The sequence below is a fragment of the Stenotrophomonas sp. TWI1183 genome (genome assembly GCF_039673115.1).
In the GTDB taxonomy this organism is placed as follows: Bacteria; Pseudomonadota; Gammaproteobacteria; order Xanthomonadales; family Xanthomonadaceae; genus Stenotrophomonas; species Stenotrophomonas maltophilia_AA.
Window position 1 is genome coordinate 283,830 of sequence record NZ_JBDJKZ010000001.1, and the last position, 20,807, is coordinate 304,636.

General features: G+C 66.8%; 20 protein-coding genes and 1 tRNA gene. 6 read left to right on the forward strand and 15 right to left on the reverse strand.

Features of this window, described 5'->3' with window-relative positions:
* Positions 1-24 precede the first annotated feature (24 nt).
* Positions 25-981, forward strand: coding sequence for an SOS response-associated peptidase family protein (locus tag ABE434_RS01330; protein ID WP_176988658.1), 957 nt, complete (start codon positions 25-27; stop codon positions 979-981).
* A gap of 9 nt (positions 982-990) precedes the next feature.
* On the opposite strand, the gene ABE434_RS01335 is transcribed toward ABE434_RS01330, so the two are convergent.
* Positions 991-1,371, reverse strand: a complete 381-nt coding sequence (locus ABE434_RS01335; RefSeq protein ID WP_346477522.1) for a response regulator — start codon at positions 1,369-1,371, stop codon at positions 991-993.
* A gap of 124 nt (positions 1,372-1,495) precedes the next feature.
* On the opposite strand from ABE434_RS01335, the gene ABE434_RS01340 reads away from it, so the two are divergent.
* The 3 genes from ABE434_RS01340 (at position 1,496) to ABE434_RS01350 (ending at position 2,357) form a co-directional block, all read left to right on the forward strand.
* A tRNA-Leu gene (locus ABE434_RS01340) sits at positions 1,496-1,582 on the forward strand.
* A 113-nt stretch (positions 1,583-1,695) separates the two neighbouring features.
* Complete coding sequence (locus ABE434_RS01345; RefSeq protein ID WP_346477688.1) at positions 1,696-2,001, forward strand: type II toxin-antitoxin system HigB family toxin; 306 nt, start codon at positions 1,696-1,698, stop codon at positions 1,999-2,001.
* Complete coding sequence (locus ABE434_RS01350) at positions 1,998-2,357, forward strand: transcriptional regulator (RefSeq protein ID WP_346477523.1); 360 nt, start codon at positions 1,998-2,000, stop codon at positions 2,355-2,357. The genes ABE434_RS01345 and ABE434_RS01350 overlap by 4 nt, the downstream gene beginning before the upstream one ends.
* Positions 2,358-2,419: 62 nt before the next feature.
* Here the strand turns inward: ABE434_RS01350 and ABE434_RS01355 are convergent, their stop codons facing one another.
* From ABE434_RS01355 to ABE434_RS01400, 10 genes are all read right to left on the reverse strand, one after another.
* Positions 2,420-4,282 (reverse strand): methyl-accepting chemotaxis protein, encoded by a 1,863-nt coding sequence (locus ABE434_RS01355; protein WP_346477524.1) that lies wholly within the window; start codon positions 4,280-4,282, stop codon positions 2,420-2,422.
* Between the two features lie 280 nt (positions 4,283-4,562).
* Positions 4,563-6,710 carry a PAS domain S-box protein gene (locus ABE434_RS01360; protein ID WP_346477689.1) on the reverse strand — a complete coding sequence of 716 codons (2,148 nt, stop codon included), beginning with the start codon at positions 6,708-6,710 and terminating at the stop codon, positions 4,563-4,565.
* Between the two features lie 228 nt (positions 6,711-6,938).
* A complete protein-coding gene (locus ABE434_RS01365) occupies positions 6,939-9,314 on the reverse strand; it encodes a Tex family protein (RefSeq protein WP_346477525.1) in 2,376 nt (791 codons plus the stop codon).
* 207 nt (positions 9,315-9,521) lie between these two features.
* On the reverse strand, positions 9,522-9,737 hold the full coding sequence (locus tag ABE434_RS01370) for a hypothetical protein (RefSeq protein ID WP_176988654.1): 216 nt from the start codon (positions 9,735-9,737) through the stop codon (positions 9,522-9,524).
* A 134-nt stretch (positions 9,738-9,871) separates the two neighbouring features.
* Positions 9,872-10,336, reverse strand: coding sequence for a hypothetical protein (locus ABE434_RS01375; protein ID WP_346477526.1), 465 nt, complete (start codon positions 10,334-10,336; stop codon positions 9,872-9,874).
* Positions 10,333-10,536 carry a PspC domain-containing protein gene (locus ABE434_RS01380; RefSeq protein WP_123729552.1) on the reverse strand — a complete coding sequence of 68 codons (204 nt, stop codon included), beginning with the start codon at positions 10,534-10,536 and terminating at the stop codon, positions 10,333-10,335. The genes ABE434_RS01375 and ABE434_RS01380 overlap by 4 nt, the downstream gene beginning before the upstream one ends.
* 47 nt (positions 10,537-10,583) lie before the next feature.
* Positions 10,584-10,955: a YfeK family protein gene (locus tag ABE434_RS01385; RefSeq protein ID WP_346477527.1), complete on the reverse strand. Its 372-nt coding sequence runs from the start codon at positions 10,953-10,955 to the stop codon at positions 10,584-10,586.
* The gene (locus ABE434_RS01390; RefSeq protein WP_346477528.1) at positions 10,952-12,022 is read right to left on the reverse strand and encodes a class III poly(R)-hydroxyalkanoic acid synthase subunit PhaC; all 1,071 of its coding nucleotides are present in this window, start codon (positions 12,020-12,022) and stop codon (positions 10,952-10,954) included. The genes ABE434_RS01385 and ABE434_RS01390 overlap by 4 nt, the downstream gene beginning before the upstream one ends.
* The gene (gene phaE / locus ABE434_RS01395) at positions 12,019-13,122 is read right to left on the reverse strand and encodes a class III poly(R)-hydroxyalkanoic acid synthase subunit PhaE (RefSeq protein ID WP_346477529.1); all 1,104 of its coding nucleotides are present in this window, start codon (positions 13,120-13,122) and stop codon (positions 12,019-12,021) included. Before phaE ends, ABE434_RS01390 begins: the two co-directional genes overlap by 4 nt.
* Positions 13,123-13,174: 52 nt before the next feature.
* Positions 13,175-13,789 carry a CDP-alcohol phosphatidyltransferase family protein gene (locus ABE434_RS01400; protein ID WP_070474651.1) on the reverse strand — a complete coding sequence of 205 codons (615 nt, stop codon included), beginning with the start codon at positions 13,787-13,789 and terminating at the stop codon, positions 13,175-13,177.
* Positions 13,790-14,165: 376 nt separating this feature from the next.
* On the opposite strand from ABE434_RS01400, the gene ABE434_RS01405 reads away from it, so the two are divergent.
* Entirely contained in the window at positions 14,166-14,816 is a 651-nt protein-coding gene (locus ABE434_RS01405; protein ID WP_346477530.1) for a methyltransferase domain-containing protein, read from the forward strand.
* 19 nt (positions 14,817-14,835) lie between these two features.
* On the opposite strand, the gene ABE434_RS01410 is transcribed toward ABE434_RS01405, so the two are convergent.
* The 3 genes from ABE434_RS01410 to ABE434_RS01420 form a co-directional block, all read right to left on the reverse strand.
* A complete protein-coding gene (locus ABE434_RS01410) occupies positions 14,836-15,324 on the reverse strand; it encodes an 8-oxo-dGTP diphosphatase (protein ID WP_179458667.1) in 489 nt (162 codons plus the stop codon).
* 59 nt (positions 15,325-15,383) lie between these two features.
* Positions 15,384-15,893 carry a DUF1249 domain-containing protein gene (locus ABE434_RS01415; RefSeq protein WP_179458666.1) on the reverse strand — a complete coding sequence of 170 codons (510 nt, stop codon included), beginning with the start codon at positions 15,891-15,893 and terminating at the stop codon, positions 15,384-15,386.
* A 257-nt stretch (positions 15,894-16,150) separates the two neighbouring features.
* Positions 16,151-16,972 (reverse strand): pyruvate, water dikinase regulatory protein, encoded by an 822-nt coding sequence (locus ABE434_RS01420; RefSeq protein ID WP_019184148.1) that lies wholly within the window; start codon positions 16,970-16,972, stop codon positions 16,151-16,153.
* A gap of 143 nt (positions 16,973-17,115) precedes the next feature.
* Here ABE434_RS01420 and ppsA point away from each other — a divergent pair, with 143 nt between their 5' ends.
* On the forward strand, positions 17,116-19,494 hold the full coding sequence (gene ppsA, locus ABE434_RS01425) for a phosphoenolpyruvate synthase (protein WP_346477531.1): 2,379 nt from the start codon (positions 17,116-17,118) through the stop codon (positions 19,492-19,494).
* 180 nt (positions 19,495-19,674) lie between these two features.
* Here ppsA and ABE434_RS01430 read toward each other — a convergent pair whose 3' ends face one another.
* The gene (locus ABE434_RS01430) at positions 19,675-20,805 is read right to left on the reverse strand and encodes an alkene reductase (protein WP_346477532.1); all 1,131 of its coding nucleotides are present in this window, start codon (positions 20,803-20,805) and stop codon (positions 19,675-19,677) included.
* Positions 20,806-20,807: the final 2 nt, after the last annotated feature.

The following is a 20,807-nucleotide window of genomic DNA, read 5'->3' on the forward strand; positions in this document are numbered from 1 at the left end:
CCCTGCCCACCCTGCTCTCCCGCCATGTGCTATTCCGCCCAGATCCGCGCCGACTACACCAAGCTGGTCCGTGAGTACGGCGCCATGATGTCGCTGGACGAGTTCGCCCAGCTCTATGCCCACGATGCCGGCAAGCAGCGCCCGAAGACCCCCAAGGCGATGGACGACGGCTTTGCCGGCGCGCGCACCGCGCAGGGCCAGGAGATCGTGGCGCGGATCCAGCAATGGCATGCCGAGGAAATGCAGGCACTGGATGAGGAAGTGCGCCTGCAGGGCGCGCGCTTGAAAGCGGCCGAGGAACAACTGGCTACGCGCCCCACGCAGAAGGCGCGCACCGAAGTGCGCGTGGCCGGCAACCGCATCGAGCGCGCGCAGACGCGCCTGTCCGATCTGCAGCGCGCGGGCCTGGTGCCGCGCGACAGCCGCATTTTCCCGGGGGTCTACGCGCCGGTGATCGTGTCCGAGCACGGGCAGCGCGTGATCAAGCCGATGCGATACCAGTGCCGGCTGCCGGACAAGCCCGCGCGCAACGACGCGCTGTATCCCGGTACGTACAACGCACGCCGGGACAGCCTGGAGGCGTACTGGAAATCCGCGTTCGGCCATCGGCATGGCGTGGTGGTGGTGCAGTCGTTCTACGAGCACGTACCGCGGCACGCACTGGAGCAGCGCCCGCTCTCACCCGGCGAGAAAGCCGAGAACGTCGTCCTGGAGTTCAGTCCGCAGCCGCCGCGCGATCTGCTGATCGCGTGCCTGTGGTCGGAGTGGGAAGGACCGGAAGGTCGCCTGCTGTCGTTCGCCGCGATCACCGATGATCCGCCTGCCGATGTGGCGCGGACCGGCCATGACCGATGCATCGTCCCGATCCGGCGCGAACATCTGGATGCGTGGCTGAATCCGGACCCGCAGGATCTGGCCGCGCTGTACCGGATCCTGGACGACCGCGAACCGGTCGCCCTGGCACACGCCGAAGCAGCCTGAGGTCGCCGCTCAGCCGGCGACGGAGTCGCCCACCCGGGCACGCCCCAGCGCGGTGTTCAGGTCGGCCGTCAGGTACGGCTTGGTCAGGATGACACCCGGCCGGAATGCCTCGGGCAGATGCTCGGTCGCCATGCCGGTCGCCAGCACGAAGGGGATCTGGCGCGCCACCAGGGCAGCGGCCACCGCTTCGCTGGTCTCGTTGTTGGCCAAGCGGTAATCCAGCAGCACCACCTGTGGCTCGGTTTCGGCGAGCAGGCGCAGTGCCTCGGCGACCGAGGCCGCCAGTCCCACCACCACGGCGCCGGACTGCGCCAGCTGCATCTGCAGCAGGGCCGCACTCATTTCGTCGTTTTCGACCACCAGCACCCGAAGATCCTGCAGCGCGCTCATGACGACTCCCTGTATGGTTCAGCGCGATGAGTATAGCGTCCTGTGTAGGTGAAACCCTGACAGGAACTTAAGCATTCAGGTCTGCACAAATGTCGACATCTTGTATACACTACGCGGCCAGCCAGCCGAAGTGGCGGAATCGGTAGACGCAGCGGACTCAAAATCCGCCGCCCTTAAAAGCGTGTGGGTTCGAGTCCCACCTTCGGCACCATGGAAAACCAGAACGCCCCGATCGACGGATCCGGGGCGTTTTTTTGTGCGCGGCGGGTTCGCCTGCCTGCTGGCCTCCTTGCCCAAGTCCCAAAACGGGACTAAAATGTGCAGATGCGAATCCTGGCAAAGCCTGTACTCGAGCGATTCTGGGCCAAGTACCCTGCAGCAGAGCAATCTCTCAAGGCCTGGTACGACGAGGCGAAGAATGCTGAGTGGCGTACGCCGCAGGACATCCGGAATCATTACGCGACGGCCAGTTTCGTGGCGAACAATCGCGTCGTGTTCAACATCAAAGGCAATGACTACCGCCTCGTGGTGGCAATCGCCTATCAATACCAAGCGGTCTACATCAAATTCATCGGCACGCATGCCCAATACGATGCAATCGATGTGACTACGGTGGAGTGCACCCCATGAACATCCGTCCCATCCGCAATGAAGACGACTATCAGCTCGCTCTCAAGGCTGTGTCGCACTACTTCGACCACCCTCCCGAGGTCGGCACCCCCGAAGGCGATGAGTTCGACGTACTCATCACCCTGATCGAGTCCTACGAGAGCAAGCACCACGCGATTGCCCCTCCCGACCCGATCGAGGCGATCAAGTTCCGCATGGAGCAATCCGGATTGACCGCCAAGGATCTGGTGCCCAGCATCGGCCAGCCCAATCGGGTTTACGAGGTGCTCAACGGCAAGCGTGCGTTGACGTTGAACATGATCCGCAACCTGCACCGGAATCTGGGTATTCCGGTGGAAAGTCTTGTCGGACTCTAAGCGGTGACGAAGGCCGGACCGCTCCGGTCCGGCCTTCTCATATCAGGTGCATCCAGACCCGCTCAGACCAGCCGAAGCGTCGGATGTGCGCCATTGTGCGTATTCGCCGCAGCCGGCCGCGCCGCACCCACCGCCCCCGTCACCCGGAACGCCGCCACCGTCTGCAGCAGCTGGGTCGACTGCTCTTCCATGCTGCGTGCGGCCGCCGAGGCCTCTTCGACCAGCGCGGCATTCTGCTGGGTGCTCTCGTCGATATGCTCGACCACCTGGTTGATCTGCTCGATGCCTTCGCTCTGCTGCTGGGCCGCGGCGCTGATGTCGGCCATGAGATCACTCACGCGCTTCACGCTGACCACGATCTCGTCCATGGTGCGCCCCGCGCTCTCGACCTGGCGCGTGCCTGCCCCGACCTTCTCGACCGAATCGCCGATCAGCTGCTTGATCTCCTTGGCGGCCTCGGCCGAACGCTGCGACAGCGAGCGGATTTCCGAGGCGACCACGGCAAAGCCACGGCCATGCTCACCCGCGCGGGCCGCCTCCACCGCCGCGTTGAGCGCCAGGATATTGGTCTGGAACGCGATGCCGTCGATCACCCCGATGATGTCGACGATGCGGCGCGAGGAATCGTTGATCAGCGACATGGTCGAGACCACCTCGTGCACCACCTGCCCACCCTGCGCGGCCACCTCCACCGCGCCGCCGGCCAGTTGATTGGCCTGGCGGGCATTGTCGGCGGTGCGACGCACCGTGGCGGTCAGGCCTTTCATCGAGACCGCCGTTTCCTCCAGCGAGGCGGCCTGCTGTTCGGTACGCACGGACAGGTCGCTGTTGCCTTCGGCGATCTCGCTGGCACCCACCGCGATGGTGTCGGCGGCCAGCTTGATCTGGGCGATGATCCCGGCCATCGCCTCCACCAGCGCATTGATGCCCTGGCACAGCTCGGCGATCGGGCCGGACTTGTCCTCGGTGGCGATATGGCCGGTCAGGTCGCCGGCCTGCGCCGCGGCGACGACCTCGCGCGTCTGGGCGACGGCCTGCTGCAGCGCCAGGGTGTCACGCACCTGCGCGGTGATGTCGGTGGCGTACTTGACGACCTTGAACGGGCGTCCGTTCATGTCGTAGATCGGGTTGTACGAGGCCTGGATCCAGACCTCGCGACCGCCTTTGCCCAGCCGCTTGTACTGGCCGGCATCGTACTCGCCGCGGCCGAGCTTGGCCCAGAACGCACGGTACTCCGCACTCTGCCGATAGTCGGGCTCGGCGAACATCGCATGATGCTGCCCGCGCACCTCGTCCAGTGCATATCCCATCGCGGCGAGGAAATTCTCGTTGGCGGCCAGGATGCGGCCCTCCAGGTCGAACTCGATCACGGCCTGCGATTTGTTGATCGCCGCCAGCTGGCCGGCGAAATCGGCGGCCTGGAACTTCTGCGCGGTGATGTCGGTGGCGAACTTCACCACCTTGTAGGGCCGCCCGTGGCTGTCGAAGACCGGGTTGTAGGACGCCTGGATCCAGATTTCGCGGCCGCCCTTTCCGAGCCGCCGATACTGGCCCGCTTCGAACTCACCGCGGCCCAGGTTGGCCCAGAAGTCCCGGTATTCCCTGCTCTGCGCATACTCGGCATCGACGAACATGGCGTGGTGTTTGCCCTGGATTTCCTCGAGGGTGTAGCCCAGCGTCTGCAGGAAATTGTCGTTGGCGTGCACGATGGTGCCGTCGAGGTGGAACTCGATCACTGCCTGCACCCGGTGCAGCGCCTTGACCTGGTCTTCCAGCTCGGCCTGCCGCTGCAGCGCGGCAGATGCCGCAGCGCCATGGGCGGCGCGACGGGAAACGAACAATGCGGTGAGCGAACGCCACAACGAGCCTGCATCGGCGTCGCTGTCACGACCTGGCACATGCGTGTGCAAGCCTGAAGTAATCATCTTTAGACCTCGGTGTCCGGTTAGCGAATAGGTCAGCGCCGGGCGGTGGCCCGGTGGCGGTATTCCGTTGGCTGGGACTCACGAAGATCGCCAGTGGGGATGACGTTGCTTCGATGGACTTCAAACACCGGGCAGGCCGGTGAACATGAACCATTAAAAAAGATGTACGGCCAGGTATCCACGTGAGCAGACAGGCAGCAACTGCGAGTCATATAACGGCGCGTCTTCTGAAAGCTTTAGGGCCATCATCGTCGCGCCGTGGCGCAGGCTGGGCCGGGGTCTACTCGCCGCTTTCGCTGGCATCCAGCGCGTCCAGCGGGTCGATTGCACCGAGCGCCTGGGCTTCCACCTGCACGTTGTCGCGCCCCAGCGCCTTGGCCCGGTAGCACTGCGCATCCGCCGCCGCCACGGCGTCATCCACGCTCATGCCGCCGAACAGGGGCGCGATGCCGATGCTCGCGCCCACGCTCAGCCGGCGCTGGTCCCAGGGGATGGACAACCCACGCATCGCCTCGAGCAGGTCGCTGGCGATGCGGCGAGCACGCTTGAGCGAACAGCCGGCCAGGATCACCGCGAACTCATCGCCCCCCAGCCGCGCCACGATGTCCGAATCCCGCACCCCGTGCCGCAATACGCTGGCCACGGCCCACAGCACCGCATCACCGGCCAGATGGCCGTGGGTGTCATTGACCGGTTTGAAGTGGTCCAGGTCGATGTACATCAACGAGGCCGACTGACCGGTGCGGGCCACGCGGGTGATGGCCTGCTGCAGGTGCGCCTCGAATCCGCGCCGGTTGCTCAGCTCGGTCAGCGGGTCGATCTCAGCCAGGTGCCGGGCCTCGCGCTGGCGCGCGCGCTGCTGGGTGACGTCACGGATCACCCAGACCGCGCCGCTGGTCAGCCCGTCCTCATCGCGCAGCCAGGCACGGGTCAGGTCGACCGGCAGCAGGTGGGTTCCCACCGCGAGCAGCAGGTCCGAATGCAGGTCGACCGCATTGCTGTCCGGGTCGAGCAGCACCGCCACGTCCAACGGCGAGCGCGGCGCGTACTCGGTGGTGAGTTCCACCACCTCCTGCAGCCGGCTCCCGGCCAGTGCGTCGGCGCCCTCGCCCGCCAGCGCGCGGGTGGCCGCTGCGTTGGCGTACTGGATGCCACCGTGCAGGTCCAGGGTCAGCACCATGTCGGCCACCGCATCCAGCGTGACCCGGGTGCGCTGCTCGGATTCGCGCAGCTGCTGGCCGCTGAGCCGTTGCGCGGTCACGTCCTGGATCTGGGAGACGAAATGCAGCGGCTCGCCATTTTCCGTGCGGACCAGCGAGACTGACAGCCGCCCCCAGACCAGGTTGCCGGCCTTGCCCAGGTAGCGCTTCTCCATGTGGTAATGCTCGCGGCGACCGGCCAGCAGATCGCCAAGCAGGGCGAGGTCGGTATGCAGGTCGTCCGGATGCGTCAGCGTCTGGAAATCGATCAGCAGCAGCTCGGCACGGGTGTAGCCGAGGATGCCGCACAGCGAATCGTTGACGTCCAGCCAGCGCCCCTCCAGCGATACCAGGGCCATGCCCAGCGCCGCGGACGAGAACGCCCCGGCGAATTTCTCCGAGGCCAGGAATGCCTGCTCGCGGACCTGCAGCAGCGGGGTCAGGTCGACCGCCATGCCGACGTAGCCGATCCGGTTGCCGCCGGCGCAGTCCAGCGGACTGATCGACAGGCGCACCTGGCGGCGCCCGCCGTCCTTGCGCAGGAACGTCCACTGATGCGACCAGGTGCCCTGCGCGGCCCGCGCGCTCAACGCCTCGAACACGGTCGGCAGACGCCCGTCCGCCCCCATCTGGGGCTGCAGGTAGGCACGCATCTCCTCCGGATCGTGGAAGAGGCCCGGGTTGACCCGTCCGATCACTTCATCGGGGCGGTAGCCGAGCAGTTTCTGCGCACCGGTGTTGAACAGATTGACCACCCCGTCGATGTCGGTGGCGATCACCGCCACCTCGTCGGAGGCATCGACGACCGCCTGCAGGCGCTGGCGCATGTTGGCCGCATCCTGCCGGGCCTCCTGAAGCTCGGTGACGTCGGCATGCGCGCCGGCCATCCACAGCGGCCGGCCCTGTGCATCGCGTTCGTAGACGCGGCCCCGGTCCTGCACCCAGATCCAGTGGCCCTTCTTGTGCCGCATCCGGCACAGGCTGTCGTAGCGCGGCGAGCGGCCCGCCATGTGCTCCTCGAGCAACGCGTTGGACTGGGCCAGGTCGTCGGGATGCACCAGCCGGAAGAAGGTCTCCGGCGTGATCGGCGCCAGTTCCTCGCGGGTGTAGCCCACGATCTCCGCCCAGCGTTCGTTGACCCGCATCTGGTTACCGGGAATGTCCCAGTCCCAGGTGCCCGCCGCGGTGCCCTCGATGATCATCTCCAGCCGGTGGCGCTGTTCGGCCATCTCGCGCAGCGCGGCGCCAGCGCGGTCATCGGCGCTGCGGCCCGCCCGGTCGCCCGGTCCTGCCTGGTCGTCTGTCATCTGGGCTCCCCGCCGTCCACCTACCCTACGGGCATTGAACGCGAAGTGTGCGTAAACCCGGGCGAAACCAGAAGTGCCTCCGCCCATCGGCAGGGACCAGAAACGTCAAGGGCCGCCCGAAGGCGGCCCCTGGCAGGCAGCGGAAAGCGCTCAACCGCCGCGCTTGGCCCGGGCGAAGGCGTCGGCCAGCGCATTGTTGGCCGGCGGCGCGGCACTGCCCGGACGCGGCCCGGAGGGGGTGCCACGGCCGCCATTGCGCGGGCCGTTGCCTGCCCCACCCTCCCGGCGACCGCCACCGGCCGGGCGCGCATCGCGCTCGCCGGGTGCCTTGACCGGAGCCGGGGTGTCGTCCAGGCGCCGGGTCAGCGCGATGCGCTTGCGCGCCACGTCGACCTCCAGCACCTTCACCTTGACGATGTCACCGGCCTTGACCACGTCGCGCGGATCCTTGACGTAGGTGTCCGACAACGCGGAGATGTGGATCAGGCCGTCCTGGTGGACACCGATGTCCACGAAGGCACCGAACGCGGCCACGTTGCTGACCACGCCCTCCAGGATCATCCCGACCTTGAGGTCCTTCAGTTCTTCGACACCGTCAGCGAAGCGCGCGGCCTTGAACTCGGGCCGCGGATCGCGGCCGGGCTTTTCCAGTTCCTTGAGGATGTCGCGCACGGTCGGCACACCGAAGGTTTCGTCGGTGAACTGCTCGGCCTTGAGCCCACGCAGGAAGCTGCCGTCGCCGATCAGCGCCTTGATCGGGCGTGCGGTGGCGGCCACGATGCGCTCCACCACCGGGTAGGCTTCCGGGTGCACCGAGGAGGCATCCAGCGGCTGGTCCCCATCGGCGATGCGCAGGAAGCCGGCGCACTGCTCGAAGGTCTTCTCGCCCAGGCGCGGCACCTTGAGCAGGTCCTTGCGGCGCTTGAACGGACCGTTGTCGTCGCGGTGGCGCACGATGTTCTCGGCGACGGTGGACGACAGCCCAGACACGCGCGAGAGCAGCGCGGCCGAGGCGGTGTTGACGTGCACGCCGACCGCGTTGACGCAGTCCTCCACGCGCGCATCCAGCGCGCGCGCCAGCCGGTACTGGTCCACGTCGTGCTGGTACTGGCCCACGCCGATCGCCTTCGGATCGATCTTGACCAGTTCGGCCAGCGGGTCCTGCAGGCGGCGGGCGATCGACACCGCGCCACGGATGGACACGTCCAGGTTCGGGAATTCCTTGGCCGCGAACTCCGAGGCCGAGTACACCGATGCACCGGCTTCGCTGACCACGATCTTCTGCAGCTTCGTATCACCCAGTGCCTTGATCACCTCACCGGCCAGCTTGTCGGTTTCGCGGCTGGCGGTACCGTTGCCGATCGCGATCAGGTCCACGTTGTGCTGCACGCACAACTGCTTGATCGCGTGCAGCGACTGGTCCCACTGGCGGCGCGGTTCGTGCGGGTAGATGGTGTCGGTGGCCACCAGCTTGCCGGTGGCATCGACCACGGCGATCTTGCAGCCGGTGCGGATGCCCGGGTCCAGGCCGAGCACGGCCTTGGGGCCGGCCGGGGCGGACAGCAGCAGGTCCTTGAGGTTGTCGCCGAACACCGCGATCGCCTCGGCCTCGGCCTTCTCGCGGGCCTGGTTGAACAGGTCCAGCAGCAGGTGCATGTGCAGCTTGGCGCGCCAGGTCAGGCGGCAGGCGTCCAGCAACCAGCGGTCGCCGGGGCGGCCGGCGTCGCGGATGCCGGCGTTGTGCGCGACACGGCCTTCGGCGTACAGATTGCCGGCCTCCGCATCGCTGCCCGGGTCCAGCTCCAGGAACAGGATTTCCTCGCGCCGCGCACGGAACAGCGCCAGCAGCCGGTGCGACGGAATCTTTGCCAGCGACTCCGAATGCTCGAAGTAATCGCGGTACTTGGCACCCTGCTCTTCCTTGCCCTCGGCGACACGTGCGCGGATCACGCCGTTCTCGCCCAGCCAGGTGCGCAGCTCGCCAACCAGCGCGGCATCTTCGCCCCAGCGCTCCATCAGGATCGCACGGGCGCCTTCCAGGGCCGCCTTGACGTCGGCCACGCCCTTGTCGCCATCGACAAAGCCCGCGCCGAACACCTGCGGGTCCAGGCCGGGATCGGCCAGCAGCCCATCGGCCAGCGGCTCCAGGCCGGCTTCGCGCGCGATCTGCGCACGGGTGCGGCGCTTGGGCTTGTAGGGCAGGTACAGATCTTCCAGGCGCGACTTGGTGTCCGCGCCGAGGATCTCGTTGCGCAGCTCGTCGCTGAGCTTGCCTTGTTCGTCGATGCTGGAGAGCACCGCGGCGCGGCGGTCTTCCAGTTCGCGCAGGTAGGTCAGGCGCGTTTCGAGGTTGCGCAGCTGGGTATCGTCCAGGCCGCCGGTGACTTCCTTGCGGTAGCGGGCGATGAACGGAACGCTGGCGCCTTCGTCCAACAGGGCGATGGCGGCGAGGGCCTGGGCGGTCTGGGCACCGATCTCATCGGCGATGGTCTGGGCGATCTGCTGCGCGAGCTTGATGTCAGGCATTGCTTCCGGCCGGAGCCGCTTTGCGGAAAGAACCCATTCTGGCGATGCCGGGCGGCGGGGGAAAGCCGTTGACAGGCCGGGCCGAACCTGTCGCCCCGTGGCGATCACCACACGAGGGGGTCCTGCGTTCACGCCGGCATCCTGCGTGGGGCTGGGATGCCGGCGCGGGCGCCCGCGACAACCGGGCACCTCCGCGGTGTGGCTCGCTTACCGGTAATGCACTGCAGCACGCTGATGGACGATGTCGTCGCGCATCGACTCCAACGCCATCACCCGCACCCTGCCCACACCCTGCAGCTCCATGAACCGCTCGGTGTAGATCTCCGGGCCCAGCTCGGTATCGGCCTGGGACTTGCTGAAGCCATGGGGCACGAGGCCCTTGTCGCCATCCTTGCTACCACCGACATAAAGAACGATTGCCATGTGATGTATTCCTCCAGAAAAACGTTGTTGCTCATACAGCGATGCAAGTTTACCCCGGCAAACCTGACTGATTCGTCATGCAGGCTAATAACGTTTTTTTGCATGCAGATGACGCCGCGTTGTCGACATTTTTCTTACATGGATTTAACGCGGAAATAACAGGGCCACCAACCCCGCCCGTGCAGCGCGTACACATCGGCCGCCCGCTCGAACGGATTGCGTGCGCTCACGCCACCACAGAGCAGATACACCGGAAGATACAACGGCCCCAGCACCAGATACTGGTAGACATGCGCACGCTCGTGGTCGTGCAGGCCGATCACCGGCTCGCTGGCGTGGCCCGCCTGGTGCGCGTACGTGCGGCACGGTACGTCCAGTACCTGTCCGGTATGCAGGATGACATTGCCCAGCGTGATCGCCCCACCCGGCCCCCACGGAAACTCGCGGAACACGATGGCGCAGTCGCGCGCGTTCCACGATGGCCGCGCACCGGCCAGCATCCCGGCGGTGCCGGCGGCCAGGCCGATCAGGGTGTTGGGTGACGTCCACAGCGCGCCCAGCCCCTGCAGGGCGCGCAGCAGCAGCGGCGACAGGCTCAATCGGCCTCGTTGGGGATCAACAGCCACAGGATCAGGTAGACCAGGATGCCCGGGAAGGCGGCCGAGCCGATCGAGATCAGCACGAACAGCACCCGCACCAGGGTGACGTTCCAGCCGTAGCGATGCGCGATGCCGCCCATCACCCCGGCGATCATGCGGTCGTTGAGCGAACGGGACAGCGGGCGCGGCGGTGTGTTCATGCACGGGGTCTCGAGCCGGTAGGTGCCGACTCTAGCGCGAACCGTGTCTACGGGGTGCGTTGGCGCAGGGCCTTGAGTCGCGCCCCGAACCAGACCGCGGCGGTCTGCTCCGGCTGGCCCGGGCAGGCGATCCGGTACGGCTTGCCGCTCATGCTGCTCTGGCTGGCGGCCCGCTCGATGAACTGCTCGGCGGTGTCCACCTTGTCCTTCTTGAGCAGGTAGTCGTACTTGCGCTGCAGGTGGGCCCGCGCCTCGGGCGCATCATGCCAGCTGCCGTTGCGCTGGAAGCGGCAGCTGGAGCCATCCAGCGCACCGATCAGGCCGGCGATCTCGCGGCGGGCGGCCTCGCTGGGCGCGGCCTGGGCGGCACCAATGCCCGACAGACCCACGGCCAGCCAGAGAAGGGGGCGAATGTTCATTGCGCGCGCTCGTTCAACCAACCGGTGATGGTCGCCGGAACCTCGCGCTGCGCGCGCCCGGAAACGTAGATGCCGATATGGCCACCGCGGAAACTGCTTTCGGTGTAGTCCGTGCTGCCGATTCGACCGCGCAGCGCGCGCGATGCATCCGGCGGGACCAGATGGTCCTGCTCGGCATAGATGTTCAGTACCGGCAACGTGACCTGCTGGAGGTCGACCTGTTCTTCGCCGATGCGCACGCCGTCGTGCATCAGGCCATTGCCCTGGTAGAACTGCTTGATGAAGTCACGGAACGCCTCGCCAGCAAGATCGGGCGAGTCGAAAATCCACTTCTCCATGCGCAGGAAATCTTCCAGCGCGTCCTTGTCGTCGAGGATGTCGAGCAGGCCCACGTACTTCTGGACGTTGAGGCGGAACGGCTTGAGCATCAGGTAACTGGCATTCATCAGGTCGGCCGGGATGTTGCCCAGCGTGTCCACCAGCAGGTCCACATCCACCTGCCGCGCCCAGTGCGAGAGCATGTTGTCCGGCGTGTGGAAATCGACAGGGGTGACCATGGTGATCAGGTTCGCCAGCTTGGCCTGGCGCAGCGCGGCATAGCAAAGCGCGAACACGCCGCCCTGGCAGATGCCCAGCATGTTGATCGGCTCGCCACCGCTGCGCGCCTGCAGGTGATCCACCGCGCCATCCACGAAGCGCAGCAGGTAATCCTCCAGCGTCTGGTAGCGCTCGGAACGGTCCGGGTAGCCCCAGTCCAGCACATAGACATCGTGGCCCAGCGCCAGCAGTTTCTGCACCAGCGAGCGGTCAGTCTGCAGGTCGACCATGTACGGCCGGTTGACCAGCGCATAGACGATCAGCAGCGGCGTGCGGTGCACCGGCGCTTCGGTACCGACGAAGCGGTACAGCGTGACCTTGCCGTCGCGCCAGATCTCTTCGCGGGTGGTCACGCCGTAATCGACATCGTCCACCGACGGCAGCAGCTTCAGGCCATCCATCAGCTTGCGCTGCATGGCCAGGGTTTCCTGCAGCAGGTCTTCGGCGTTGAAGCCCAGGGGGCCTTTCATGCGCTGCGCTTCCGGGGCTTGGAGGTGGGCTTGGCGGCCTCGGCCGGCGTGGAAACGTTGCCTGCGCGTTTGCTCGCGGCGGCTGGCTTTACCGCGGGCCTGCTCGCCTTGGCCTTACCGGCAGGTGCCGCAGCCGCACGCGCTGCCGCAGGTGCCTTGCCCTGCTTCGGTGCTGCCTTGCCGGATGTTGCCTTGTTGGGGCCCGCCGTACCCGCGCCGCTGGCCATGCGCCGCACCAACCGCTCCAGCTCGGCGATCCGGCGATGCGCCGCATCCATCTCCGTGCGCGTCGGCAGCCCGAAGCTCTCGGTCAGCCGTTCGATTTCCTGCTGGGTGGCCGCGCGCAGCCGCATCTGGGCGTTGCCCAGCGAGGCATAGACCGTCTGGAACGGCTCGGACAGCGCGACCTTGGCATACGCCTCTTCGGCCGCGTCGATCCACAGATCGAACATCGCCCGCGCACTGGTCAGCTGGTTGCCCGGCTGTTCGTGCTCGGCCAGGCGCTGCTCGAACAGGGTGAACGCATCGTCCAGTGCCTGCTTGATCTGCTCCACGTAATCGCGCGAATGCGCCTGATACTCCTGCTGCGCACGCAGCAGTGCCTGCCACCGGGCCTGATGCTCGCGACCGGGACCGAACGCCGGGCTCTGCAGCCACGGGCCAAGCTGGCGCTGCAAGGTCTCCAGCAACTGGAGAAGATCGGGCCCCTCGGCATGCGTGTGTCCGCGTGCGCCCTGCAGCATCCACTGCAGCAGTCCGTCGCCCTGCCCCAGCACGGCCGTGCGCCAGGCCTGCGCGACGTCGGCGCTGGTGGTGTCGCGGCCGGCGAACTGCGCGGCCACCTGCTGCATGGTCCCGTACCAGCCACCCGCCTGCTCACGGAAGCGGTGCACGGCCTCGTCGGCCGGGCCGCTGGCGGCGTTGGGCATCATCTGCGCCCACCCGTCGATCGCCTGCTGCCAGTTGCCCTGGCCATCAGGGCCACCCGTATGGCCCGGCGCTGCCGCAGCGTGCCGCAGGGCATCGCCCCACGCACTGAAATACTGCCGCGCCAAGGCCTCTACATCGCCTGCGCCGCTGCCGCTGCCCGCCGTGGTCATGATCGCCCTCCCGTCTCGGGAAACGATGATAGCAATGCCGCGCCGCGCCGCCTCACGGCTTGGGGATGCGCAGGGTCTTGCTGATCATCAGCGAGCCGGACAGCGCGAACAGCAGCACCAGCGGGTGCAGCTGCCACGGGCCGAGCTGCCACTGGCCCAGCCACAGGTCCGCGCCGGTCGCGCCGACGCTCGCCGCCACGGCCAGCACCACCACCAGCGCCAGGCTGGTCGGAATCGGGGTGCCCTCGAAGTACGGCACCTTGTCGCCTTCACCAGCCAGCGCCTCGGCGGTCACGTTGTAGCGCGCCAGGCGGCTGACACCGCAGCAGACGAAATAGCTCAGCACCAGCCAGTCCCAGCCGCCCTGCATGCCGCAGGCGTAGGCCAGCGCCGCCGGGGCCACGCCGAAGGAAATGATGTCCGACAGCGAATCCAGCTCGCGGCCCAGCGTGGAGCTGGATTTGCGCCAGCGGGCGATGCGCCCGTCCAGTGCGTCGAAGATGAAGGCCAGCGGGATCAGCGCCATGCCGAACAGCAGGTAGCTGCGCTCGCCGTCCTGCAGGTAGCGCATGGCGGCGAAGACCGCGCCGGTGCCGCAGAACGCGTTGGCCAGGGTGAACCAGTCGGCCAGGTGGAACTCGCGCAACATCGAGAAATGACGTTTCATGGAAGATCGGGTGGCGGCAATCGCAAGAGAGTACCGCGAGCGGCCCGCACCCGGACACCCCACCCTACGCCACCGTACCCGGCCTTGCCGCGCCGTTCACGCGGGGACGACCTGCGGTGAATTTTTGACCACCCATCTTGACAGCGAGCGCCAGCGGGGGCCGGAGGCGCTTATCCACAAACTTGCCCACGAGTCATCCACACCCCCTGTGGACAACTCAGTCTCAATAGACGCGACCTTGGTGATTTGTTGATCACCGATCTTCATCGTGGCTGGCCGATCGATCTACACAGGCGCGCCCATCGGTGCCGCCGGTGGGCTAAGCTGGTGGATGGACTCCGCCGCCGCCAGGTCCTGCCGCCAACCGACAGGAGTCTTGCGCGTGCTTTCCCTCGACCATCTGGCCGCCCAGTTGCGCCACCCGCACGGTGAGCACGCGCTCGTCGTGGCCGAATCGATGAACCGCAGCAACGGCGACCTCAACCGCGCCGCGATCGCCCTGCTGGCGGTCACCGCGGGCGAGCAGGTGCTGGAGATCGGCCCGGGCAATGCGGCCTTCGCGCCCGATCTGCTGCGTGCCTCGGGCAGCCTCTATCTGGGGCTGGATGTCTCGGCCGCGATGGTCGACGCGGGCAACACGCTGCTGGCCGCGCGAGGGCTGCAGGATCGCGCCGAGGTCCGGCTCGGCGATGCCCAGGCCCTGCCCCTGGACGCGGCCTGCATCGACGCGGCGCTGGCAGTGAACACCCTGTATTTCTGGGACGAACTGAAATTCCCGTTCGCCGAACTGGCCCGCGTGCTGCGCCCCGGTGGCCGGCTCTGCCTGGCCTTTGGGGATGCCGCCTTCATGCGCACCCTGCCGTTCACCGCGCATGGCTTCCACCTGCACGAACTGGCCGAGGTCGAGCAAGCCCTGCGCAGCGCTGGATTGACCGTACAGGGCTGGCGCGCCCATCACGAAACCGGGCGCAGCAACGACGGGCGCGAGGTCAACAAGCATTTCCACCTGCTGCTCGCCCGCAGGTAGTGACGGCCGCTGGCCGGCACTACAGCCGGGTGTAGCTCCAGGATTCCATGGCGCCATCGCGGTACGGCATCACGCCATGGAAGGCGCGGGGCTCGTCGTCGAAGACCAGCGGCAGGAAGCTGCGATCGCCTTCCCACAGCGGCAGGCTGTCGATCCTGTCCACGTCCACCCATTCCAGGGTGCCCTCCGGATTGGAGGTCAGCGGCGTGCCGGTGAAGTCATCGATGACGAACACGAAACCGAACCAGTCCTCGCCGTTCTTGCCGAAGCCCGGCCAGCTGATCGTGCCGCGCAGGCGCATGGTCCCGCACTCGATCCCGGCTTCTTCGCGGATCTCGCGGCGCATGCAGGCGGCGGCGTCTTCATCGCGCTCCATCTTGCCGCCCAGCCCGTTGTACTTGCCCAGGTGCAGGTCACCGGGGCGGGCGTTGCGGTGGATCATCAGCACTTGCTTGCCGTCGGCGGACAGCACGTAGCCCAGGGTGGCCACGATGGGGGTATAGGGCATTTCGCACAGGCTCGGGGGAACACAGACCCCCGATTATGCGTGATCCGCCAGGGGGCGGCTCAGGGCACCAGGGTGGTGCGACGGGCATCCGCGGGTGCCGCCACCGCGCCATCCCGACGCAGGGTCGCCACGCCGTGGCCGCGTTCGGCCAGGTATTCCAGCCATTTACCGAGGAAGGTGTTCATCCGCATGCGGTGGCTGATCAGCTCGGCCGGCGGCGGGTACATGCCCACCACGTCCTGCCAGCGGCGCCCGACGTAGCAATGGGTGGTCTCGGCCTGGCGGGCGTCACGGTAGAGGCGCACATAGGCCGACGGATCCGGCTGCCCGGTGACCGGGTCGGCGAAGTCGTAGGTCAGACGCAGCTCGACCGTGTAACGGTGGCACTCGATCACGTCGAGCCGCACGTCCAGGCCGTCGCCGATCGAGGAGACATAACTGCCGGGTACCAGCTCGGACGGCGCGAACAGACGCACCAGGTGCTGGTAGTTCTCGGCGTAAAGCCCCATCAGCCAGCTCAGGCGGCTGAGCCGGGGAATGCGTTCGATACGGGGCGATGCCTGGGCCATGGGTCGATCCTACACGTTGATCTCCCAACGTGGGGGCGGCAGCAGCCCGGCCAAAGGGGCGGCCCGCCACCGGTTCACGGACGCGGGGTAGTGCCGGCCGCTGGCCGGCTCACTGCACATCCTGCGCTGTTGTAGTGCCGGCCGCTGGCCGGCTGCCCTGACAAACCGCTCCGTTCGAGACCTGGAGGAGCCGGCCAGCGGCCGGCACTACCGCTCCCCCGGAGAGGTGCAATGCGCGTACTGATTCGCGTGCCAAATCAGTACATCTCGCGCTGCAGCCCCAGCGTGCCCAGCACCTTGCTCGAGATTTCCTCGATCGAGGTGTGGGTGGTGCTCAGGGTCGGGATCCGCTCCATCCGGAACATGGTCTCGGCCGCGGCGACCTCGCGGCGGCAGGTCTCCAGGTTGGCGTAGCGCGAATTGGGGCGGCGCTCCTGGCGGATCTGCTGCAGGCGGTCCGGGTCGATGGTCAGGCCGAACAGCTTCTTGCGGTACGGACGCAGCCGGGGCGGCAGCCGGTCCTGCTCCAGATCCTCGTCGGTCAGCGGGTAGTTGGCCGCGCGGACCCCGTAATGCAGGGCCAGGTAGATGCAGGTGGGAGTCTTGCCGGCCCGCGACACGGCCACCAGGATCACGTCGGCATCGTCGTAGTTGATGGCGATGCCGTCGTCATGGGTCAGCGCGAAGTTCATCGCGTTGATGCGCCGGTGGTAGGTCTCGAAGTCGACCATGCCGTGCGCCTGGCCGACCCGGGAATGCCGGTTGACCGCCAGTTCGCGCTCCAGCGGCTCGATGAAGGGGGCGAACACGTCCAGCATCAACCCGCCGCTTTCGGCCAGGATGATGCTCAGCCCGCTGTCCACGCAGGAACTGACCACGATGGGCCGAACCTGGTACCGCTCCCCCGCTGCACGGATCCTTTCACAGGCTTCCCGCGCTTTTTCCGGATCATCGATGAACGACATTCGGTCGGTGATGAAGCTGAACCCGGAGAACTGGGTCAGGAGGCTATGCCCAATGGTTTCAGCGGTGATACCGGTTCCATCGGACACGTAGAACACCGGACGGATCGTCGACATACGGCTTTTACCCCCTCCGAAGCTTAAAAAGGCTGTCGATACAAGCTTGTGCCGACAGCGGTCTGCCCGGCATCATATCGGCTTCTTCCTACGGACGTGGCCATCCAGCCCGCCTCGGGCGATGGCCAAACGGAGCATCGCGCTTGAACGAGAATATCCTGTGGTTGCACGAACTGCGCCTGGCCGATCTGGCCCGCGTAGGCGGCAAGAATTCGTCGCTTGGCGAAATGATCGGCAATCTGGCCGGTCTGGGGGTGTCTGTCCCCGGCGGTTACGCAACCACCTCTGAAGCCTTCAAGGACTTCATCGCCCACAACGATCTGTCCAAGCGCATCTTCGACAAGCTGGCCACGCTGGACGTGGAAGATGTCGGTGCCCTGACGATCGCCGGCAAGGAAATCCGCGGCTGGGTGATCGATGCCCCGCTCCACCCGGCGCTGGACCAGGACATCCGCACCGCCTACGCCAAGCTGTGCAGCGAAAACGGCGGCGGCGACGTCGCGGTCGCGGTGCGTTCCTCGGCGACCGCCGAAGATCTGCCCGATGCGTCCTTCGCCGGCCAGCAGGAAACCTTCCTCAACGTGACCGGCGCCGACGATGTCGTGCTCAAGGTCAAGGAAGTGTTCGCCTCGCTCTACAACGACCGCGCGATCGCCTACCGCGTCCACCACGGCTTCAAGCACGAGGACGTGTTCCTGTCCGCCGGCGTGCAGCTGATGGTGCGCTCGGGCGTCGGTTCGTCCGGCGTGCTGTTCACCCTGGACACCGAGTCCGGCTTCCGCGACGTGGTGTTCGTCACCTCCTCGTTCGGCCTGGGCGAAATGGTCGTGCAGGGTGCGGTCAACCCGGACGAGTTCTACGTCTACAAGCCCACCCTGAGCGCGGGCAAGCCGGCGATCCTGCGCCGCTCGCTCGGCAGCAAGGCGATCCGCATGGTGTATTCGGATGTCCCCGGTGAGCGCGTGCGCATCGAAGACACCCCGGCCGAGCTGCGCAACACCTTCTCGATCAGCGATGAGGACGTGCAGGAACTGTCCAAGCAGGCGCTGGTGATCGAAAAGCATTACGGCCGCCCGATGGATATCGAGTGGGCCAAGGACGGTGTCAGCGGCAAGCTGTTCATCGTGCAGGCGCGTCCGGAGACGGTGAAGTCGCGTGGCCATGCCACCCAGATCGAACGTTTCGCACTGAACCAGAAGGACGGCAAGGTGCTGGCCGAAGGCCGCGCCGTCGGCGCCAAGATCGGTGCCGGTACCGCCCGCGTAGTGCGCACCCTGGACGACATGGCCCGCGTGCAGCCCGGCGACGTGCTGATCGCCGACATGACCGATCCCGATTGGGAGCCGGTGATGAAGCGCGCCTCGGCCATCGTGACCAACCGCGGCGGCCGTACCTGCCACGCGGCGATCATCGCGCGTGAGCTGGGCGTACCGGCCGTGGTCGGCTCGGGCAACGCGACCCAGCTGATCCAGGATGGCCAGGAAGTGACCGTCAGCTGCGCCGAGGGTGACACCGGCTTCATCTACGACGGCATCCTCGAATTCGAGCGCACCACCACGGACCTGGGCAACATGCCGCCGGCGCCGCTGAAGATCATGATGAACGTGGCCAACCCGGAACGTGCCTTCGACTTCGGCCAGCTGCCGAACGCCGGCATCGGCCTGGCCCGTCTGGAAATGATCATCGCCAGCCACATCGGCATCCACCCGAACGCGCTGCTGGAGTACGACCGTCAGGACGCGGCGACCAAGAAGAAGATCGACGAGAAGATCGCCGGTTACGCCGATCCGGTCAGCTTCTACGTCGGTCGCCTGGCCGAAGGCATCGCCACGCTGACCGCGTCGGTCGCCCCGAACCCGGTGATCGTGCGCCTGTCGGACTTCAAGTCCAACGAGTACGCCAACCTGATCGGCGGCAGCAACTACGAGCCGCACGAAGAGAACCCGATGATCGGCTTCCGCGGCGCCAGCCGTTACGTCGACCCGAGCTTCTCGGCCGCCTTCGCCCTGGAATGCCAGGCCGTGCTGCGCGTGCGCAACGAGATGGGCCTGGACAACCTGTGGGTCATGATCCCGTTCGTGCGCACCCTGGAAGAAGGCCGCAAGGTCGTCGAGGTGCTGGAACAGAACGGCCTGAAGCAGGGCGAAAACGGCCTGAAGATCATCATGATGTGCGAAGTGCCGTCCAACGCACTGCTCGCCGATGAGTTCCTGGAGATCTTCGACGGCTTCTCGATCGGCTCCAACGACCTGACCCAGCTGACCCTGGGCCTGGACCGCGATTCCTCGATCGTCGCGCACCTGTTCGACGAGCGGAACCCGGCGGTGAAGAAGCTGCTGTCGATGGCGATCAAGTCCGCGCGCGCCAAGGGCAAGTACGTCGGCATCTGCGGCCAGGGCCCGTCCGATCATCCGGACCTGGCCGAATGGCTGATGCAGGAAGGCATTGAATCGGTGTCGCTGAACCCGGACACCGTGGTGGATACCTGGCTGCGTCTGGCCAAGCTCAAAGCCAAGGGTTGATCCCTTCGGCAATGCGATGAAGAACAAAACCCCGCGCAAGCGGGGTTTTGTTTTTGGGACGCGGCATTTGGTCCCAGGGGTAGAGCCACGCCATGCGTGGCTGCTTTTCGTTGGGCCGCCATTTGGTGGGCATCCAATGGCCGGAAGGTCCGCGTTGCCACGCATGGCGTGGCACTACCGTCAGGCGTCGGCGGGCTCGGCCGGCTCGGCCAGCTCGGCCACCGGGTAATCGGTAAACCCTTCCGCTCCGCCCCCGAAGAACGTCGCCTTGTCCGACGGGTTCAACGACAGGCCCTGCTGCAGCCGCTCCGGCAGGTCCGGGTTGGCGATGAACGGCCGGCCGAACGCGATCAGGTCGGCCCAGCCCTTGGCCAGCGCTTCCTCCGCGCGCGCCACGGTGTACTTGCCCGCGTAGATCAGCGTGCCCCGGTAGATCATGCGCAGCGCTTCCTTGAAGGCCACCGGCATCACCGGTGCATCCTCCCAGTCGGCTTCGGCGATATGCAGGTAGCCCACGCCGATCCGGTCCAACAGGTGCGCGGCGGCCAGGTAGGTCGCCTGCGGGGTGTCGTCCACCGCGCCCTGCAGCGTGGTCAGCGGGGCCAGACGCACGCCGACGCGCTCGGCACCGATCTCCGCAGCCACCGCTTCGGTCACCTCGCGCAGGAAGCGCAGGCGGTTCTGCAGCGCGCCACCGTAGGCATCCGTGCGCTGGTTGGCCTGGGAGTCGATGAACTGGTTGATCAGGTAGCCGTTGGCGCCATGCAGTTCGATGCCATCGAAGCCTGCCGCGATCGCATTGCGCGCGGCCGCCGCGTAGTCGCGCACGATCCCGGCGATCTCATCGATGGCCAATGCGCGCGGCATCGAGTGCTGCACCAACTCGCCGACGCCGCTCTGCGGGCCGCGCCCTTCCGGATCGACGAACACCTTGACGCCCTCGGCCAGCAGCGCCGAGGAGGACACCGGTGCGGCGCCACCCGGCTGCAGGGCCACATGCGAGACGCGGCCGACATGCCAGAGCTGGGCGACGATGCGGCCACCCGCCGCGTGGACAGCGTCGGTGACGCCGCGCCAGCCGGCGATCTGGGCCTCGTCATGGATGCCCGGGGTCCAGGCGTAGCCCTGGCCCTGCTGGCTGATCTGGGTACCTTCGCTGACGATCAGGCCGGCCGAGGCGCGCTGGGCGTAGTACTCGGCCATCAGCGGCGTGGCAACGTTGCCCGCACCGGCCCGCGAACGGGTCATCGGCGGCATCACGATACGGTTGGGCAGCGTCAACGCGCCACGGGTGTAGGGGGAGAACAGCATGG

Bases quoted from the DNA above. Each gene is read 5' to 3' on its own strand.
- ABE434_RS01330 (WP_176988658.1), top strand. From the start codon at position 25: ATGTGCTATTCCGCCCAGATCCGCGCCGACTACACCAAGCTGGTCCGT.
- ABE434_RS01335 (WP_346477522.1), bottom strand. From the start codon at position 1,371: ATGAGCGCGCTGCAGGATCTTCGGGTGCTGGTGGTCGAAAACGACGAA.
- ABE434_RS01345 (WP_346477688.1), top strand. From the start codon at position 1,696: ATGCGAATCCTGGCAAAGCCTGTACTCGAGCGATTCTGGGCCAAGTAC.
- ABE434_RS01350 (WP_346477523.1), top strand. From the start codon at position 1,998: ATGAACATCCGTCCCATCCGCAATGAAGACGACTATCAGCTCGCTCTC.
- ABE434_RS01355 (WP_346477524.1), bottom strand. From the start codon at position 4,282: ATGATTACTTCAGGCTTGCACACGCATGTGCCAGGTCGTGACAGCGAC.
- ABE434_RS01360 (WP_346477689.1), bottom strand. From the start codon at position 6,710: ATGGCCGAACAGCGCCACCGGCTGGAGATGATCATCGAGGGCACCGCG.
- ABE434_RS01365 (WP_346477525.1), bottom strand. From the start codon at position 9,314: ATGCCTGACATCAAGCTCGCGCAGCAGATCGCCCAGACCATCGCCGAT.
- ABE434_RS01370 (WP_176988654.1), bottom strand. From the start codon at position 9,737: ATGGCAATCGTTCTTTATGTCGGTGGTAGCAAGGATGGCGACAAGGGC.
- ABE434_RS01380 (WP_123729552.1), bottom strand. From the start codon at position 10,536: ATGAACACACCGCCGCGCCCGCTGTCCCGTTCGCTCAACGACCGCATG.
- ABE434_RS01385 (WP_346477527.1), bottom strand. From the start codon at position 10,955: ATGAACATTCGCCCCCTTCTCTGGCTGGCCGTGGGTCTGTCGGGCATT.
- ABE434_RS01390 (WP_346477528.1), bottom strand. From the start codon at position 12,022: ATGAAAGGCCCCCTGGGCTTCAACGCCGAAGACCTGCTGCAGGAAACC.
- phaE (WP_346477529.1), bottom strand. From the start codon at position 13,122: ATGACCACGGCGGGCAGCGGCAGCGGCGCAGGCGATGTAGAGGCCTTG.
- ABE434_RS01400 (WP_070474651.1), bottom strand. From the start codon at position 13,789: ATGAAACGTCATTTCTCGATGTTGCGCGAGTTCCACCTGGCCGACTGG.
- ABE434_RS01410 (WP_179458667.1), bottom strand. From the start codon at position 15,324: ATGCCCTATACCCCCATCGTGGCCACCCTGGGCTACGTGCTGTCCGCC.
- ABE434_RS01415 (WP_179458666.1), bottom strand. From the start codon at position 15,893: ATGGCCCAGGCATCGCCCCGTATCGAACGCATTCCCCGGCTCAGCCGC.
- ABE434_RS01420 (WP_019184148.1), bottom strand. From the start codon at position 16,972: ATGTCGACGATCCGTCCGGTGTTCTACGTGTCCGATGGAACCGGTATC.
- ABE434_RS01430 (WP_346477532.1), bottom strand. From the start codon at position 20,805: ATGCTGTTCTCCCCCTACACCCGTGGCGCGTTGACGCTGCCCAACCGT.